The sequence below is a fragment of the Neobacillus phoenicis genome (genome assembly GCF_047302305.1).
Taxonomy (GTDB): domain Bacteria; phylum Bacillota; class Bacilli; order Bacillales; family Cytobacillaceae; genus Neobacillus.
Genome location: NZ_CP154847.1, coordinates 2401384 through 2415478 on the forward strand (window position 1 = coordinate 2401384; position 14095 = coordinate 2415478).

General features: G+C 37.0%; 18 protein-coding genes. 12 read left to right on the plus strand and 6 right to left on the minus strand.

Features of this window, described 5'->3' with window-relative positions:
• Positions 1-14: 14 nt before the first annotated feature.
• Both AA0X95_RS12405 and AA0X95_RS12410 read left to right on the plus strand, forming a co-directional pair.
• A complete protein-coding gene (locus AA0X95_RS12405; RefSeq protein ID WP_413309261.1) occupies positions 15-842 on the plus strand; it encodes a sulfurtransferase in 828 nt (275 codons plus the stop codon).
• Between the two features lie 110 nt (positions 843-952).
• Positions 953-1846 carry a 5'-3' exonuclease gene (locus tag AA0X95_RS12410; RefSeq protein ID WP_413309262.1) on the plus strand — a complete coding sequence of 298 codons (894 nt, stop codon included), beginning with the start codon at positions 953-955 and terminating at the stop codon, positions 1844-1846.
• Positions 1847-1901: 55 nt separating this feature from the next.
• On the opposite strand, the gene sspL is transcribed toward AA0X95_RS12410, so the two are convergent.
• Entirely contained in the window at positions 1902-2039 is a 138-nt protein-coding gene (sspL, locus tag AA0X95_RS12415) for a small, acid-soluble spore protein L (protein WP_307287041.1), read from the minus strand.
• 83 nt (positions 2040-2122) lie between these two features.
• On the opposite strand from sspL, the gene AA0X95_RS12420 reads away from it, so the two are divergent.
• Positions 2123-2614, plus strand: a complete 492-nt coding sequence (locus AA0X95_RS12420) for a divergent PAP2 family protein (protein WP_413309263.1) — start codon at positions 2123-2125, stop codon at positions 2612-2614.
• Between the two features lie 41 nt (positions 2615-2655).
• On the plus strand, positions 2656-2925 hold the full coding sequence (locus AA0X95_RS12425; protein ID WP_309867824.1) for a DUF6123 family protein: 270 nt from the start codon (positions 2656-2658) through the stop codon (positions 2923-2925).
• Between the two features lie 54 nt (positions 2926-2979).
• Here the strand turns inward: AA0X95_RS12425 and AA0X95_RS12430 are convergent, their stop codons facing one another.
• The gene (locus AA0X95_RS12430; RefSeq protein WP_413309264.1) at positions 2980-3900 is read right to left on the minus strand and encodes a DMT family transporter; all 921 of its coding nucleotides are present in this window, start codon (positions 3898-3900) and stop codon (positions 2980-2982) included.
• A 6-nt stretch (positions 3901-3906) separates the two neighbouring features.
• A complete protein-coding gene (locus AA0X95_RS12435) occupies positions 3907-4317 on the minus strand; it encodes a reverse transcriptase-like protein (protein WP_413309266.1) in 411 nt (136 codons plus the stop codon).
• A gap of 169 nt (positions 4318-4486) precedes the next feature.
• Here AA0X95_RS12435 and AA0X95_RS12440 point away from each other — a divergent pair, with 169 nt between their 5' ends.
• Both AA0X95_RS12440 and AA0X95_RS12445 read left to right on the plus strand, forming a co-directional pair.
• Positions 4487-5143 carry a reverse transcriptase-like protein gene (locus AA0X95_RS12440; protein ID WP_413309267.1) on the plus strand — a complete coding sequence of 219 codons (657 nt, stop codon included), beginning with the start codon at positions 4487-4489 and terminating at the stop codon, positions 5141-5143.
• Positions 5144-5163: 20 nt separating this feature from the next.
• Entirely contained in the window at positions 5164-5349 is a 186-nt protein-coding gene (locus tag AA0X95_RS12445) for a zinc-finger domain-containing protein (protein ID WP_413309268.1), read from the plus strand.
• A gap of 65 nt (positions 5350-5414) precedes the next feature.
• On the opposite strand, the gene cspD is transcribed toward AA0X95_RS12445, so the two are convergent.
• Entirely contained in the window at positions 5415-5615 is a 201-nt protein-coding gene (gene cspD, locus AA0X95_RS12450) for a cold-shock protein CspD (RefSeq protein WP_026563856.1), read from the minus strand.
• Between the two features lie 280 nt (positions 5616-5895).
• On the opposite strand from cspD, the gene AA0X95_RS12455 reads away from it, so the two are divergent.
• The 3 genes from AA0X95_RS12455 to mntR all read left to right on the plus strand — a co-directional run bounded on the left by AA0X95_RS12455 (position 5896) and on the right by mntR (position 8967).
• Positions 5896-6177, plus strand: coding sequence for a hypothetical protein (locus AA0X95_RS12455; RefSeq protein ID WP_308083445.1), 282 nt, complete (start codon positions 5896-5898; stop codon positions 6175-6177).
• A 102-nt stretch (positions 6178-6279) separates the two neighbouring features.
• A complete protein-coding gene (locus AA0X95_RS12460; RefSeq protein ID WP_413309269.1) occupies positions 6280-8448 on the plus strand; it encodes a DNA topoisomerase III in 2169 nt (722 codons plus the stop codon).
• A gap of 93 nt (positions 8449-8541) precedes the next feature.
• Positions 8542-8967 carry a transcriptional regulator MntR gene (gene mntR, locus AA0X95_RS12465; protein WP_413309271.1) on the plus strand — a complete coding sequence of 142 codons (426 nt, stop codon included), beginning with the start codon at positions 8542-8544 and terminating at the stop codon, positions 8965-8967.
• A gap of 34 nt (positions 8968-9001) precedes the next feature.
• Here the strand turns inward: mntR and AA0X95_RS12470 are convergent, their stop codons facing one another.
• Together AA0X95_RS12470 and metA are read right to left on the minus strand one after the other, a co-directional pair.
• Complete coding sequence (locus AA0X95_RS12470) at positions 9002-9214, minus strand: hypothetical protein (RefSeq protein ID WP_413309272.1); 213 nt, start codon at positions 9212-9214, stop codon at positions 9002-9004.
• A 277-nt stretch (positions 9215-9491) separates the two neighbouring features.
• On the minus strand, positions 9492-10400 hold the full coding sequence (gene metA / locus AA0X95_RS12475; RefSeq protein ID WP_413309273.1) for a homoserine O-acetyltransferase MetA: 909 nt from the start codon (positions 10398-10400) through the stop codon (positions 9492-9494).
• 432 nt (positions 10401-10832) lie between these two features.
• On the opposite strand from metA, the gene AA0X95_RS12480 reads away from it, so the two are divergent.
• The 3 genes from AA0X95_RS12480 to AA0X95_RS12490 all read left to right on the plus strand — a co-directional run bounded on the left by AA0X95_RS12480 (position 10833) and on the right by AA0X95_RS12490 (position 14051).
• Entirely contained in the window at positions 10833-12512 is a 1680-nt protein-coding gene (locus AA0X95_RS12480; protein ID WP_413309275.1) for a formate--tetrahydrofolate ligase, read from the plus strand.
• 17 nt (positions 12513-12529) lie between these two features.
• On the plus strand, positions 12530-13063 hold the full coding sequence (locus tag AA0X95_RS12485; protein ID WP_413309277.1) for a hypothetical protein: 534 nt from the start codon (positions 12530-12532) through the stop codon (positions 13061-13063).
• Between the two features lie 139 nt (positions 13064-13202).
• Entirely contained in the window at positions 13203-14051 is an 849-nt protein-coding gene (locus AA0X95_RS12490) for a DegV family protein (protein ID WP_413309278.1), read from the plus strand.
• The last annotated feature ends 44 nt before the right edge of the window (positions 14052-14095 follow it).

The window sequence follows — 14095 nt, forward strand, 5'->3', positions numbered from 1 at the left end:
AGGGGAGAACTTGGATGATGTTTGTGAAAGACAGGGAATGGCTGTTTAATAACTTGTATGATAGTAATATCATAATTGTCGATTGCCGATTTTCCTTAGCGGATCCGCAAAAAGGCAAAAAGGAATATCTTGAAAGCCATATCACAGGTGCATGTTACTTTGATTTGGAGAAGGATCTATCAGCCCCTGTTATGGAGCATGGCGGAAGACATCCCATGCCAAATTTGGAGGAATTGATTGGGAAACTTGAAAGCGCAAGTATCAATGAATGCAAAACAGTTATTGCTTATGATGATGGGGAGGGAGCTTATGCAGCCAGATTTTGGTGGCTCCTAAAATACCTAGGTCATAAAAATGTCTTTGTCCTTAACGGAGGATATAAACAATGGCTAGAAGCCGGCTACCCTGTGACAGCAGACATTCCTGCGCTTGAACCAGTAAAATTTCATGTTGAACTAAATCCTGGTGTACTAGCTACAACGAAGGAAGTCGAGGAGGTAGTTCAATATCGGCCAAAGGACTGTATTTTGATCGATTCGAGAGAAGAAAAACGATACCTTGGTTTGGAGGAACCAATCGATAAAAAAGCAGGACATATCCCTGGAGCTCTAAATAAGCCTTGGATGGATGGCTTACATTCAAACCAATATAAGACAGTCGAGGAACAAAAACAAAGGTTTTCAAATATCGACGTTAAAAGTAAAATTATTGTTTACTGCGGTTCAGGAGTAACAGCGGCTCCTAATTTCCTTGCTTTAAAAGAAGCTGGGTATGAGAAGGTAAAGCTTTATGTGGGGAGCTTTAGTGACTGGATTTCTTATGCTGGAAATAATATCGAATAAATGACAAGTCCAACCTATGATATAATGGAAAGCGTGTGATTAAAATAACGTTCAAAAGCAGGCAATTGAGTCTTTAGGATTTGCCGCTTAAATATAGGGGGACTTAGAAATTGACTAATCAAAAGCCTTCATTAATGCTTGTTGACGGGATGGCATTATTATTTCGAGCCTTTTACGCAACTGCAGTAACTGGACAATTTATGATTAATTCGAAAGGGATTCCAACCAATGGAATCCACGGATTTGTAAAACACTTATTCACAGCAGTTTCTTCTTTCAAACCAACTCACCTTGCCGTTTGCTGGGATATGGGAAGCAAAACCTTTAGGACGGAGTTATTCCCTGATTACAAAGGGAATCGTGGAGAAGCTCCTATAGAGCTTATTCCACAATTTGACTTGGTAAAGGAAGTAGTTGATGCATTCGATATTCCCAATATTGGATTAGCAGGCTATGAAGCAGATGATTGTATTGGGACAATTGCTCAGCATGCAAAGGATTTTGCTCATGTTTCTATCTTAACAGGTGACCAAGATATTCTTCAGTTACTTGACGAGAGTATATCAGTCATTCTGATGAAAAAAGGCTACGGAAATTATCTTGTACACACTCCTCAAACCTTTTTTGAGGAAAAAGGAATTACCCCAAGACAAATGGTTGATTTAAAAGCGCTCATGGGGGATCCAAGTGATAATTACCCTGGTGTTAAGGGGATTGGTGAAAAAACAGCGCTTAAGCTATTACAAGAATTTCACCATATTGAGGGGATTATTTCCAATTTAGATCGCTTATCAAAGTCTAATAAAACTAAGATTGAACAGGATTTAGAAATGCTGCACCTTTCAAGAAGGCTTGCAGAAATAAAATGTGATGTACCGATCACATATGTCTTAGAGGAAACAGGTCTCTTTATCGAAAAAGATAAAGCTTTAAATAAATTAATGGAAGTAGAGCTTCGTGGATTGCAGCGCCTGTTACCGCTTAATGAAGCAATTATTTCTTAAATTCAAAAAGGGAACTGGCTGTCTTACTTAAGGCAGCCAGTTTTTTTATGGTATATTATTTAGTGTTTTTTTTCTTTGCAGCATTTTCAAGCTTGCTTTTTGGTTCTTCAGCGAATTCAGCATCTTGTCCATACCCTTGAGGATTCACACCGGGTGCTTTAACCCCACGATTAGCATTATGTTTTTTACTCATGAATGTTCACCTCCCATTTAGTTAGTATTTCCACAAGGAATAAAAAAATTTTGATTTCTAACAATAAGGGTAGAGGTGATTGCATGAATAAAGGTGTTTATCTAGCACTTTTTAGCATAGGGTTAGCCCAAGGCATGAAGATTCCCATTCATTATGTTAAAAAGAAAGAATGGCGGCCCGAGCTGTTTTTTGGCACAGGTGGGATGCCTAGTTCACATTCGGCTGGGGTTTCAACACTTACCACATACATTGCCTTACAAAGAGGATTACCAACGTTTGACTTTGCCCTTTCACTAGTCTATGGATTGATTGTTATGTATGATGCTCAAGGTGTCCGCAGGCAAACAGGGGAGTTAACTTTAAAAGTAAACTCAATGAATGATTTAATTGAAAAAATCCAAAAAGACGAAAGTGTCGAGTTTAAACAAAAATCTCCGAAAAGACTTAAAGAGATGTTAGGTCATCAACCTGAAGAAGTCATTGGAGGAGCTATAATGGGTGTATTGGTAGGGGTCATTGGTCATCTCTGTACAAAAAAGAATAGAAAATCCTCCATTTTTGAGGTAAGATTTTAAAGGGATGTGTAAAGATTTGGGGGAGAGGATTGGTTAAGTCAGTGCGTACAGTGGAAGAGTATTTGCATTACTTGGAAGGAAAAGGATTTCAATTCCAAGATGATGCAATTGGTTTTATCTTCTTCGGGAAACATTATACAAATGCTACCGATGAAATGATTAACACAGCAATTGAACTGACATTAAAAGCACAGAAATGCTTTGATGGCAGTTTTTATGTTTCGTTATTGGAAACGCTTATATCAAACCAAATAGACACTAGGAAAGACGCTATAAAGTTTATCAAAGAAAAAGAATTATTAGCAATTTAAAGAAGAAAGAGGTTGACCTAGTCGACCTCTTTTTTGTACATTAATAATTTTTATTCAACCTTCTAGGCTTTTACTTTTTCTAAGTTTGGGGATCTTACTAGTTGGAAGTTCTGCAAATATCATCCCCATAAAAATAAGGATACAACCAAAAAAAGCACTTACAGACAATCGCTCATTTGCCCATGCATAACCCGCAATGGCAGCAAAAACAGGTTCCATCGCAAAAATTAATGCCACTCTTGTAGCTGAAGTGAATTTTTGGAAATTTGTTTGAATAAAGAACGCCATAGCTGTAGCAAAGACACTAGTGACGATTAAAGCAATTAGGACATCTTTAGACATAAGAATGTCTAATTGAAAGGATTTTTTTCCATTTTCAAAAATGAAAGATGAGCCAATTGATAATAAGGCTACTGTAGAAATCTGGATGACAGTCAATAAAAGTGTGGGATACTTACTACTGAATTTACCTGTTAAAATAATGTGTAAGGCGAAACTAATTGCGCAAACAAAAACGAACCCATCACCAATATTCAAGGAAGTTACATTCGTCATGGTTAGTAAAAACAGGCCGAGTGTAGCAGTTAGCACACCAGTTACGGCATTTTTGCTTGGAAATTGTTTAAGTAGTACCATTGAAAATAGTGGGACCAAGACTACACTTAGTCCAGTAATAAATCCGGCTTTCGATGTCGTTGTATATAAAAGACCAATCGTTTGGGTTACATAACCTAGATAAAGCCAGAAACCGATAATGATTCCTGAGGCAACTAGTTTGAAATTTAATTCCCTCAATTGTTTCCTTTGAAAAACTAGAAGACAAAAAATTAATAATACAGCCGCAATAGAAAAACGAATTCCGTTAAAGGCAAAAGGCTCTAAAAAATCAATCGCATTTTGGACAATAACAAAAGTGGTTCCCCAGATTAAAGTAACAAAAAGCAAACTCAAATCTGCAAATAATGGTCTTTTCATGTTGAATTAAAATGCTCCTTCACTTGAGTTTTTTTGTATAGCAAGCCTTGCCAGTTTATCTGCTACCTTGTTTTCGGCGCTTGGAATCCATTTCATAAAGAACAACTCCAATTTTCTTGATAATTTTAAGGCTTCGTCAAGTAAAGGCGAGTATTGTTTGTTTTTTACAAATTCCTTTTCCATTGCCCTATTAATTAATTCCGAATCTGTACGAAAAGACACAACTGTGTGGATCAATCCTTTTTCAAGGCATATTTTTAATGCATGAATAAAAGCATGGAATTCAGCTTCATGGTTTGACATCGTCCCAAGTGGTAAGGAATATTCTTCAGCCAAACCGTTCCCTTTAATAAAAATCCCAGCTCCACTTGGACCAGGGTTACCAGCACTTGCCCCATCAATATAGACTTCTATCATGCTGTTTTCCTCCATTTGTTAATTAATAAAGTTTATCATATTTTAACACAGTAAGGCAGGAAAATATTTTCTTCTGCTTAAGTGGGTATGATAATCATATATATTTAAGTAGAAAAACGTTTCACACCCAAAATGAGTATTTGAAATCATTCATGAGAGGCTGAATACAATGAATTATAGGTTAGAATGGAAATATAAATTGAAAAGTAACGAGAAAGTGCAATTATCATCTGAGTGGGTATCTGGTGAAATAGCCATACAAATAGGTGAAGAGCTTGAAGCTACTGGAAAAGTTACAGAACTTTATTTTTATGATGAAAAAGGGACATCATGGATTTTAAAAGAAATGAAGAAACTAATGACTGAAATAGAGGAAGAACCACATGATATTACGGTATATTTTGATGGAGGATATCAAAAGGAATCCAATCTCGCAGGACTAGGTACGGTTATTTTTTTTAAACAAGGAAAGAAGAAATACCGCATTCGGGCGAATGAACGCTTGGAGCAATTGGAGAACAACAATGAAGCTGAATACGCGGCATTTTATTATGCATTAAATATATTAGAGGATTTGGGTGTTCAGCAGTTGTCTTGCGAGTTTAAAGGAGACTCTCAGGGAGTATTAAAACAGCTGGACGGTGACTGGCCGTGTTATGAGGAAACACTCAATCGCTGGCTTGACCGAATTGAGGAAAAGATGAAAGCGCTTGGTCTTAACCCAAAATATACAGTTATATCAAGAAAAGATAACAAGGAAGCAGATCGCTTAGCTACCCAAGCCTTAGAAGGAAAAGAGATATTTGCGAAAACACTAATACTATAATCGAGGAGCGAGGTTGCTTAGTGAGAGACACTGGTAGAAAGGAATTGTTTAATCATTTAGAAAACGTAATGGTTCAATATTGTGATGGCTGCTTTTTGCATCTGCATGTAAAAAAAGAGGGTGGAAGAAGAGCAGCCCATCGTTTCTGTATCACACAATGTACTGTTGGAGAAAAACTCCAGGAATATGGAAAGAAACTTACGTAATTTGGATTATAGATAAAAAGGCTGACGATAAACGTCAGCCTTTGATTGGTTATTATTAATTAAGATTAAAGTTTTACTACGTTAGCAGCTTGTGGTCCGCGGTTTCCTTCAACGATTTCGAAAGAAACTTCTTGGCCTTCTTCTAATGATTTGAAGCCTTCACCTGTGATTGCGCTGAAGTGTACGAATACATCGTCTCCGCCTTCAACTTCGATAAAACCGAAACCTTTTTCATTGTTAAACCATTTAACTTTACCGTTTTGCATGTACTTCTTCCTCCTAAGCCTTTCAAGACACCCCTGGTGCCAAAGATAAATATTATCATGTAAAAAAACAGCAAAAATAAATTCGCATTTAATTGTTACATGATGCTTTAAATATACAATAAGGAAATTGGACAGTCAAGAAATGCAAACGTTTTTTTGGCTATTTTAACAACTTTCCTTGAAATTTAACATAATTAGAATTTTAAAGATAGAATAACATAAAATTCCAGTACACTCATATGTTAGATTAAAAATATTTGTTATAGAGGCGGGGATATCCATGTTTCGATTTTCAATCGCGGGTGAGGAATGGATTTTACGATTCTCACCACAAGTATTCATTGATGCGGCAGAAAAACAGGTAATCTTGATGTCGCTGCTTCATATTGGTGACGATTTAGCCAACTTTCCACATGGTAATGCCTTTATTATGTTCACAAAGAAAATAGGTGCTATTGTCTTTGATGTAGAAAGAATTCCATCTCTTATTTTAACTGTTTCTAATATAGTTCCTGAAGAAAATTGGTATTTACAAGAATCCGCTGTCAAAAAATTAAAGTAGAAATTATATATTCTTTGTAGGGTTACCTAAAACAGGTAACCTTTATTTAGTTTATTTTGATATAATTAATTTGGGATGCTTTGTAAAAAGGGAGCAATTTATATGAAATTAATTATTGCGGAAAAACCGGATCAAGGGTCAACATTAGCGTCAATTTTTAAGCACAAAAAGCAAAATGGATTTATTGAAATTTTTCCAAATGAAATATTTCAACAAGGAGCCTATGTTACTTGGGCAATTGGTCATATTTGTCAATTGGTTGCTCCAGAAAAGTATTCATCGGGATGGAAAAAATGGTCTTTAGATAATTTGCCGATTATACCGGACCAATTTGAATATGAAGTAACAAAAGATAAGGCGAAACAATTCCAAGTTATAAAACAGTTAGTGGCCAATCCTGCGGTTACGGAAATAATTCATGCAGGAGATGCAGGCCGTGAAGGTGAACTGATCATTCGAAATATACTTAGGCTAACTAAATGCAGAAAACCCATGAAAAGACTTTGGATCTCTTCGTTAACGCCGAATGCTATAAAAGACGGATTTAAAAAACTATTAGAGGAACATGATACACGAAATTTATATTTTGAAGCCTATACAAGGGCTTGTGCTGATTGGGTTGTTGGCATGAATGCGTCACGTTTGTATAGCTTACTACTTCAGAAGCAGGGGTTTTCTGATGTTTTTTCAGTTGGAAGAGTGCAAACACCAACGTTGGCATTAATTGTAAAACGGGAGCTGGAAATAGAGAATTTCAAGGCTGAACCCTTTTGGGAAGTTCTAGGTTTTTTTAAGATTAATGGAAAAAAATATCGCGGAAAATGGCAAAATGACGGGGAAACCCATGTGAAAACGAAGGAGTTAGCTGAAAAGGTAGCTGCTTTTTGCAGGGATAAACCTGCAGAGGTCAGTGAGGTACAATCTGAAAGAAAGGAATTTCTACCTCCTCTTCTATATAATCTGTCAGCACTCCAAGCAGAAGCGAATAAACGCTTTAAGTTCTCGCCTAAAAAAACACTTGATATCATGCAAAAGCTCTATCAAAAAGGAAATGTTTCCTATCCACGCTCAGACTCTCGATATGTAACCAAAGAAGAAGCCCATACTTTCCCGGATATCCTTAATAAATTAAGTCAGATAGAAGATTATGCTGCTTATTTTCCATTACCCAATCCATCTATTGCAGATAATAAACGATATGTAAATGAAAAGAAGGTTACGGATCACTATGCAATAATTCCGACAGAACAAATACCCAAAATTGAAAAGCTTAGTCCAGACGAGCGAAAAATATATGATTTAGTAGTTACTAGTTTAATTGCTGCCCATTATAATAAATCTATTGCAGAATATACAACGGTGACCACACTTGTAGATGGTCGTGCTTCTTTTGTTTCAAAAGGGAAAGTACAAATAGAAGAAGGCTGGAAAAGGGTAATAACTTCGAAAGAACGTGAAGATGAACCAGCACTACCATCCCTCCAAAAAGGGGAGATGGGAATAACTGAAAAGGTAGAAGTGAAAGAGAGTCAAACTCAGCCACCGAAGCGTTATACAGAAGGTCAACTAATTACATTAATGAAAACGGCTGGCAGACATATTGATGATAAGGAACTGGAGAGAATTCTATCAAGAACAGAGGGGTTAGGAACAGAGGCAACTAGAGCAGGCATTATTACAATGCTAAAGGATCGTTTATATATTGATGTCAAAAAGAACCTGGTATATGCAACTGCAAAGGCCAAAATATTAATTGAGGCGATTGGTCCTGAAATTCTGGCCTCACCAGAAATGACTGCTAAGTGGGAGCAAAAACTAAAAGAAATATCCGAGGGGTCGGCCGTACCGAAGCAATTCATGGAACAAACAAAAAAAATGGTAATCCATTTAATCTCATCAAGTCTAGAACAGGCACAAAAGTGGTCATTTTCGGAGGATGTTCGTGATCAATTTACTCCAGGTAAACAAAAAAATAAAAGACAATCGTATACTAAAATAGGCCCTTGTAAAAAATGTGATGGGACTATTGTTGATAAAGGAAGCTTTTACGGGTGTTCAAATTATCAAAAAAACAAGTGTGACTTTACCATTTCAAAAAAGATTCTTGGTAAAACTATTACCCAAAAAAATATCAAACTTCTGCTCTCCGAAGGGAAAACCGAAGTAATTGATGGATTTAAAAACAAAGAGAAAACCTTTAACGCTCGACTTTGTCTTGATGAGAAGGATAGGAAAGTAAGATTTTTGTTTCATGAGCCAGTTCCAAAATAATACAAGAATGTATGAATTAAGTGATAAAGAACCTTGTCACTTAATTTTTTCTATAGTAAACTTTTAATGATTCTTATCAATGGAGGGTACGGGATGCCAACACCAAGTATGGAAGATTATATCGAACAAATTTATATATTAATTGAAGAAAAAGGATACGCTCGGGTATCAGATATTGCCGAAGCGCTGTCTGTACATCCCTCCTCAGTAACAAAAATGGTACAAAAATTAGATAAAGATGAGTATCTAGTGTATGAAAAATATCGGGGACTTCGATTGACTTCAAAGGGGAATAAAATAGGAAAGCGCCTTGTTTTTAGACATGAATTGCTTGAACAATTCTTAAAAATTATTGGAGTAAAAGAAGAAAATATATATGTTGATGTTGAAGGGATTGAACATCATTTAAGTTGGGACTCAATTGATCGAATTGGTGATCTCGTTCAATTTTTTGAAGAAGACCAGAACAGAGTGGATGCATTAAAAGAAATTCAAAAACAAAATGAGCAAGTTGAATAAATAGAGAGAGGCTGTTACTATGACAGCCTCTCTTTTAGAATAGATTTGGATAATGGTCAAAGGTCTGATCCTGATCAGGCAGTAAGGAAACTCTTCCTTCCCCATCCTCAATGGCTTGTAGCCCCTGAATTAAACCATTTTCAGCCTCCACCAACGCTTTACGGGATGAAATAATTCGACCCTCCGAGGTCACAAAGCTGATGATTTCTCCAAAATGATTGCGGTGAAGTGCAACGATTGTTTCCACATGAATTACCCCCTTTCCGCACTAGTGTTTCTAAAAAAATTGAATAATAAACGAAAATGAACGGTAAATGCAAAAAAGAAGCCCTGGAGTGTTGTCCAGTGCTTCTTTGCTCACATAATAAGAAGGTTTAAAATTCGTCTTTGAGAATTGTCTAGCTCCAGCGCCTAGCCCCTCGGGTCAAATACCTTCTGCAATAAAAGTCAAAGAGCGACTTTTTTGCAGAAGAACATTTGCCTGTCGGGGCTGATCAAGGCGCTTCCGCTTTTCTTATTTGGTCCTACTCCCATGTATAAGGAGTTTCTTGATAAACATAATAATTAAGCCAATTTGAAAAAAATAAGTGACCGTGAGACCTCCAGCGGTTGATTGGTGGCTGAGTAGGGTCGTTGTTGGGAAAGTAATTTTCAGGCATATGGATTTCAAGCCCTTTATTTAAATCCCTTGAATATTCTTGTGCTAATGAATCAGATTCATATTCTAAATGACCAGTAATCATCACATGTTTTCTATCTCGTGAGGCAATTAATAATGCCCCGGCATCCTCTGAAGCAGCTAATAATTTTAAACGTGGATTACTTTTTATTGCTTCGATTGATACATCTGTGTAACGAGAATGGGGAGCATAAAAAAGATCATCAAAACCACGTAATAATATATCATTTTGTTCAAATATTCGATGTGCATAAATGCCAGAGCACTTTCGTTCTAATTCGAATTTGCCAATATCATATTGATAGTACAGAGCTGCCTGTGCACCCCAGCAAATATGTAAGGTAGAAGTGACATTGGTGTTTGTCCATTCCATGATTTCCGTTAACTCTGGCCAATACTTTACTTGGTCAAATTCTAGAAGCTCCACTGGGGCACCTGTAATAATCATTCCATCAAATTTTTGATTTTTAATTTGTGAGAAAGTAGTATAAAACTGTTCTAAATGTTGTTTGCTAGTATGTGTAGATTCATATGAATTTGTTTTTAAGAAGTTTACGTTAATCTGTAACGGTGTATTACCGAGTAACCGTAATAACTGTGTCTCCGCTTTTTCTTTTTCAGGCATCAAATTTAATATAAGAATATTTAATGGCCTGATGTCCTGAGTAGTTGCGCGTTCGTTGTCCATGATAAAAATATTTTCTTGTTCCAGCACTTCCCGAGCAGGTAATAGCTTTGGAATGTTAATAGGCAAGTGACCATCCCCTTTTTAATGTAGTTCCACATTTACTTTTGGCTGTGTTAAAGAATATGGTTGATTTTTATCCCCTGTTGATTGGAGCGGAAGGTGCGAAGACTCCTGTGGGAGTACGGTTCAGGGGAGACCCCGCAGGCGCAAGCGCCGAGGAGGCTCGCCGAAACGCCCACGGAAAGCGAAGCACCTGGAGCGGAAATCAACTGGCAAGTTTAACAGAGCCTAACTTTTATAAGTTAATCCATTAATACAACCGTAAGTAATACATGTCAATGAATATTTGAAAAATTCGATATTTACATTATAAACATTATTATAAATTCAGAAAAGATATTATTTTGTTCATAATTTTTATCGGAAAGAAACAGCTTATTTGATACAATTAGAGGGTAGTTTTATATTAATTGCTGAATGCGGGGGATTAATTTGGTTATGACAAAAGTAAAGTCAGACATTGAAATTGCACAAGAATCAAAGATGAAGCCGATTGTCGAAATCGCTGAAAAAATTGGTTTAGTAGAAGATGATCTTGAACTATACGGAAAATATAAAGCAAAAATCTCCAATGAAGTACTTTCCAAACTGAAAACGAAAGAGAGTGGGAAGATCATTCTTGTCACTTCGATAAATCCAACTCCTGCTGGTGAAGGGAAATCGACCGTTACTGTGGGGCTAGGGGATGCCTTCAATCGTATTGGAAAAAAAGCTATGATCGCGATGCGAGAACCATCCTTAGGACCGACTATGGGTATTAAAGGCGGAGCCACGGGGGGAGGATATTCTCAAGTTCTTCCAATGGAGGATATCAACCTGCATTTTACAGGTGATTTACATGCAATTACTACTGCAAACAATGCCCTCGCAGCATTAATAGATAATCATCTCCAACAGGGAAATGAACTGCAGATCGACCAGCGTCGAATTGTTTGGAAACGGGCCGTTGATTTAAATGATCGTGCCTTACGAAAGGTCATCATTGGCTTAGGTGGTCCACTTCAAGGTGTCCCACGTGAAGACGGTTTTGATATTACGGTAGCCTCTGAAATTATGGCTGTGTTATGCCTAGCAACTGATATAAAAGATTTAAAATTAAGATTATCTCGTATGGTCGTTGCTTATAATTATAATAAAGAACCTGTTACTGTTGGGGATCTAGGACTTGAAGGTGCACTAACCTTGTTGTTAAAAGAGGCAGTTAAGCCCAATTTAGTCCAAACAATTGAACATACTCCTGCGCTTATCCATGGCGGGCCTTTTGCTAATATTGCACACGGATGCAATAGTGTAATTGCAACAACTGCAGCAACCAAGTTAGCCGATTATGTCATTACAGAAGGCGGCTTTGGCGCTGATTTGGGTGCAGAGAAATTTTTACATATAAAATCTAGAAGTGCGGGTATTAAACCAGAAGCTGTAGTTATTGTTGCGACTATTCGTGCGCTTAAAATGCATGGAGGTGTAGCGAAAACTGAGCTAGCGAAGGAAAATGTTGCTTCATTAACACTTGGATTTGCTAATCTGCAAAAGCATATAGAAACTATAAAAAGCTTCGGGTTACCAGTTGTTGTTGCGATTAATAAATTTATCACCGATACAGATTTAGAGGTACAAACATTATTAGAATGGTGTGAACGAGAAAACGTGGCGGTTGCTTTGACAGAAGTGTGGGAAAAAGGTGGAGAAGGTGGCATAGAACTTGCTAAAAAGCTTTTATCGGTCATTGAAAAGGAAGAGAACAAATTCCATCCGTTATATGAATTGTCTGATTCACTTGAACAAAAAGTAAGAACCATTGTGCAAAAGGTGTACGGCGGAAAGGATGTTGAATTTTCACCAAAAGCGAAAAAGCAGTTGATTGACTTTGAAAAGTTCGGTTGGTCAAACTTGGCTATCTGTATGGCAAAATCACAATATTCATTATCTGATGATCCTGCTAAACTTGGTAGACCGACAGACTTTATTGTTACGGTAAGAGAGTTTAAACCATCAATTGGAGCTGGATTTATTGTTGCATTGACAGGAGAAGTAATGACCATGCCAGGTCTACCTAAAAAACCAGCTGCCTTAAATATGGATGTAGATGAAAACGGAAATGCAGTAGGTCTTTTCTAAAAGGAGTCGAATGATTAATGTTTGATCCAACAGCCTTTGATAATATGAAAGTAATTGTTGAAGGTGCACTATACGACAGGGACCTTAGTGGGGAGATTATCATTACCGATCGCAATGACATGGTCAATATGGCAAAAATGTCCCGTCATTTCAACATTAGCTTCTCCATTCCACAAGGAAAGCCAAAAGCTGTTTTAGGAAAAATAGAACTGGAATCCAAGCTTGTCCATTTATCAGCAGAGCTTCTTCCAAGCTCTCAGACTGAACAGCTTGTCGGCTGTTTAGTAAAGCTTTTTTTTACCTTTGATATAGAAGCGGTTGAAGTTGATTACCATGGACTAAATACGATTCTTTTGGGAATATGGGGAACTTCTAGGAAAATTACATTATCCATTCGACATGATCCGTTAGAGCCTAATAAAAAGAAAAAAGGGATTATAACAGTGGACTTTGAACGCTTAATAACTGAAGACCAGCTGGATGATTTAGTTGATATGACAGATGTCATGATTACCACCCAACAAAAAATAACAGAGTATCTAAATAAATAGAGGTTCTTCATGGTAAAAGGCTGTCTCATTTGAGAACAGCCTTTTATTTATGTTTAAATATTTACAATATTCAAATTAAAGGGTACGATATTATTACCTAGATAATATGACCTCATACTAATTATAAGGGGAGATCAGATTGGTCAAAACGGCTTGGGTTACGGATAGTACCGCATTTTTAGACGTGGAATTAAAAAATCATCCAGATTTATATACAGTACCATTAACCATTTTGCTAGATGGGGAGGAGTTTTCCGATGGAATTGACTTATCTCCCGCAGAACTATTTGAAAGATTAAAGCATTTGAATACCCCACCTAAAACATCACAGCCTTCTGTTGGTGCGTTTCAGGAACTATATGAACGGCTTGCAAAGGAATACGACCAAATTGTAACCGTCCTTCTTTCGGGTAAACTTAGTGGCACTGTGTCCTCTAGTGAGCAGGCGGCTAAACTTGTAGATGTCCCTGTCACTACTTTTGATTCGAAAATACTCACCTATCCCATGACGGCTATACTGAAAAAAGGAATGGAACTACTTAATAGTGGTAGCAATCTAGAATCCGTTCTTGATCACATGGGGAAAATAAGGGATACAAATGAGACCTATGTTCTTGTCGGTAGCTTAGAACAGTTGCATCGTGGCGGGAGGATGAATGGGGTACAATTTTTCTTGGGCAGTTTGCTTAACGTTAAGCCGATTATATCTATTGAAGACGGTGTATTAAATGTAAAAGAAAAAGTTCGCAGTGAGAAAAAGGCAAAGGAAAAAATCCTAGATTATTTTAAATCCTCCTACGAGAAGTATCAATTTAAAGAAGTTTATATTTTGTACGGTTTACATGAGGACCAGGCAAATAGCTGGAAGACTGAATTAGAGCAACAGTTTCCAGCATTAACAGTAATTTGCTGTCCATTAGGTGCTGTCATTGGCGTACACGCTGGAGAAAACACGCTTGGAATTAGCTGGCATAATGCGTTGAAATAACTTCTTCGTCTGAAGTGCATACTAATATCGCATTCAAAACAAAA

Excerpts from the sequence above, each read along its gene's own strand:
- AA0X95_RS12405 (WP_413309261.1), top strand. The coding sequence starts at position 15 with ATGATGTTTGTGAAAGACAGGGAATGGCTGTTTAATAACTTGTATGAT.
- sspL (WP_307287041.1), bottom strand. The coding sequence starts at position 2,039 with ATGAGTAAAAAACATAATGCTAATCGTGGGGTTAAAGCACCCGGTGTG.
- AA0X95_RS12420 (WP_413309263.1), top strand. The coding sequence starts at position 2,123 with ATGAATAAAGGTGTTTATCTAGCACTTTTTAGCATAGGGTTAGCCCAA.
- AA0X95_RS12430 (WP_413309264.1), bottom strand. The coding sequence starts at position 3,900 with ATGAAAAGACCATTATTTGCAGATTTGAGTTTGCTTTTTGTTACTTTA.
- AA0X95_RS12435 (WP_413309266.1), bottom strand. The coding sequence starts at position 4,317 with ATGATAGAAGTCTATATTGATGGGGCAAGTGCTGGTAACCCTGGTCCA.
- AA0X95_RS12440 (WP_413309267.1), top strand. The coding sequence starts at position 4,487 with ATGAATTATAGGTTAGAATGGAAATATAAATTGAAAAGTAACGAGAAA.
- cspD (WP_026563856.1), bottom strand. The coding sequence starts at position 5,615 with ATGCAAAACGGTAAAGTTAAATGGTTTAACAATGAAAAAGGTTTCGGT.
- AA0X95_RS12455 (WP_308083445.1), top strand. The coding sequence starts at position 5,896 with ATGTTTCGATTTTCAATCGCGGGTGAGGAATGGATTTTACGATTCTCA.
- AA0X95_RS12460 (WP_413309269.1), top strand. The coding sequence starts at position 6,280 with ATGAAATTAATTATTGCGGAAAAACCGGATCAAGGGTCAACATTAGCG.
- mntR (WP_413309271.1), top strand. The coding sequence starts at position 8,542 with ATGCCAACACCAAGTATGGAAGATTATATCGAACAAATTTATATATTA.
- AA0X95_RS12480 (WP_413309275.1), top strand. The coding sequence starts at position 10,833 with ATGACAAAAGTAAAGTCAGACATTGAAATTGCACAAGAATCAAAGATG.
- AA0X95_RS12485 (WP_413309277.1), top strand. The coding sequence starts at position 12,530 with ATGTTTGATCCAACAGCCTTTGATAATATGAAAGTAATTGTTGAAGGT.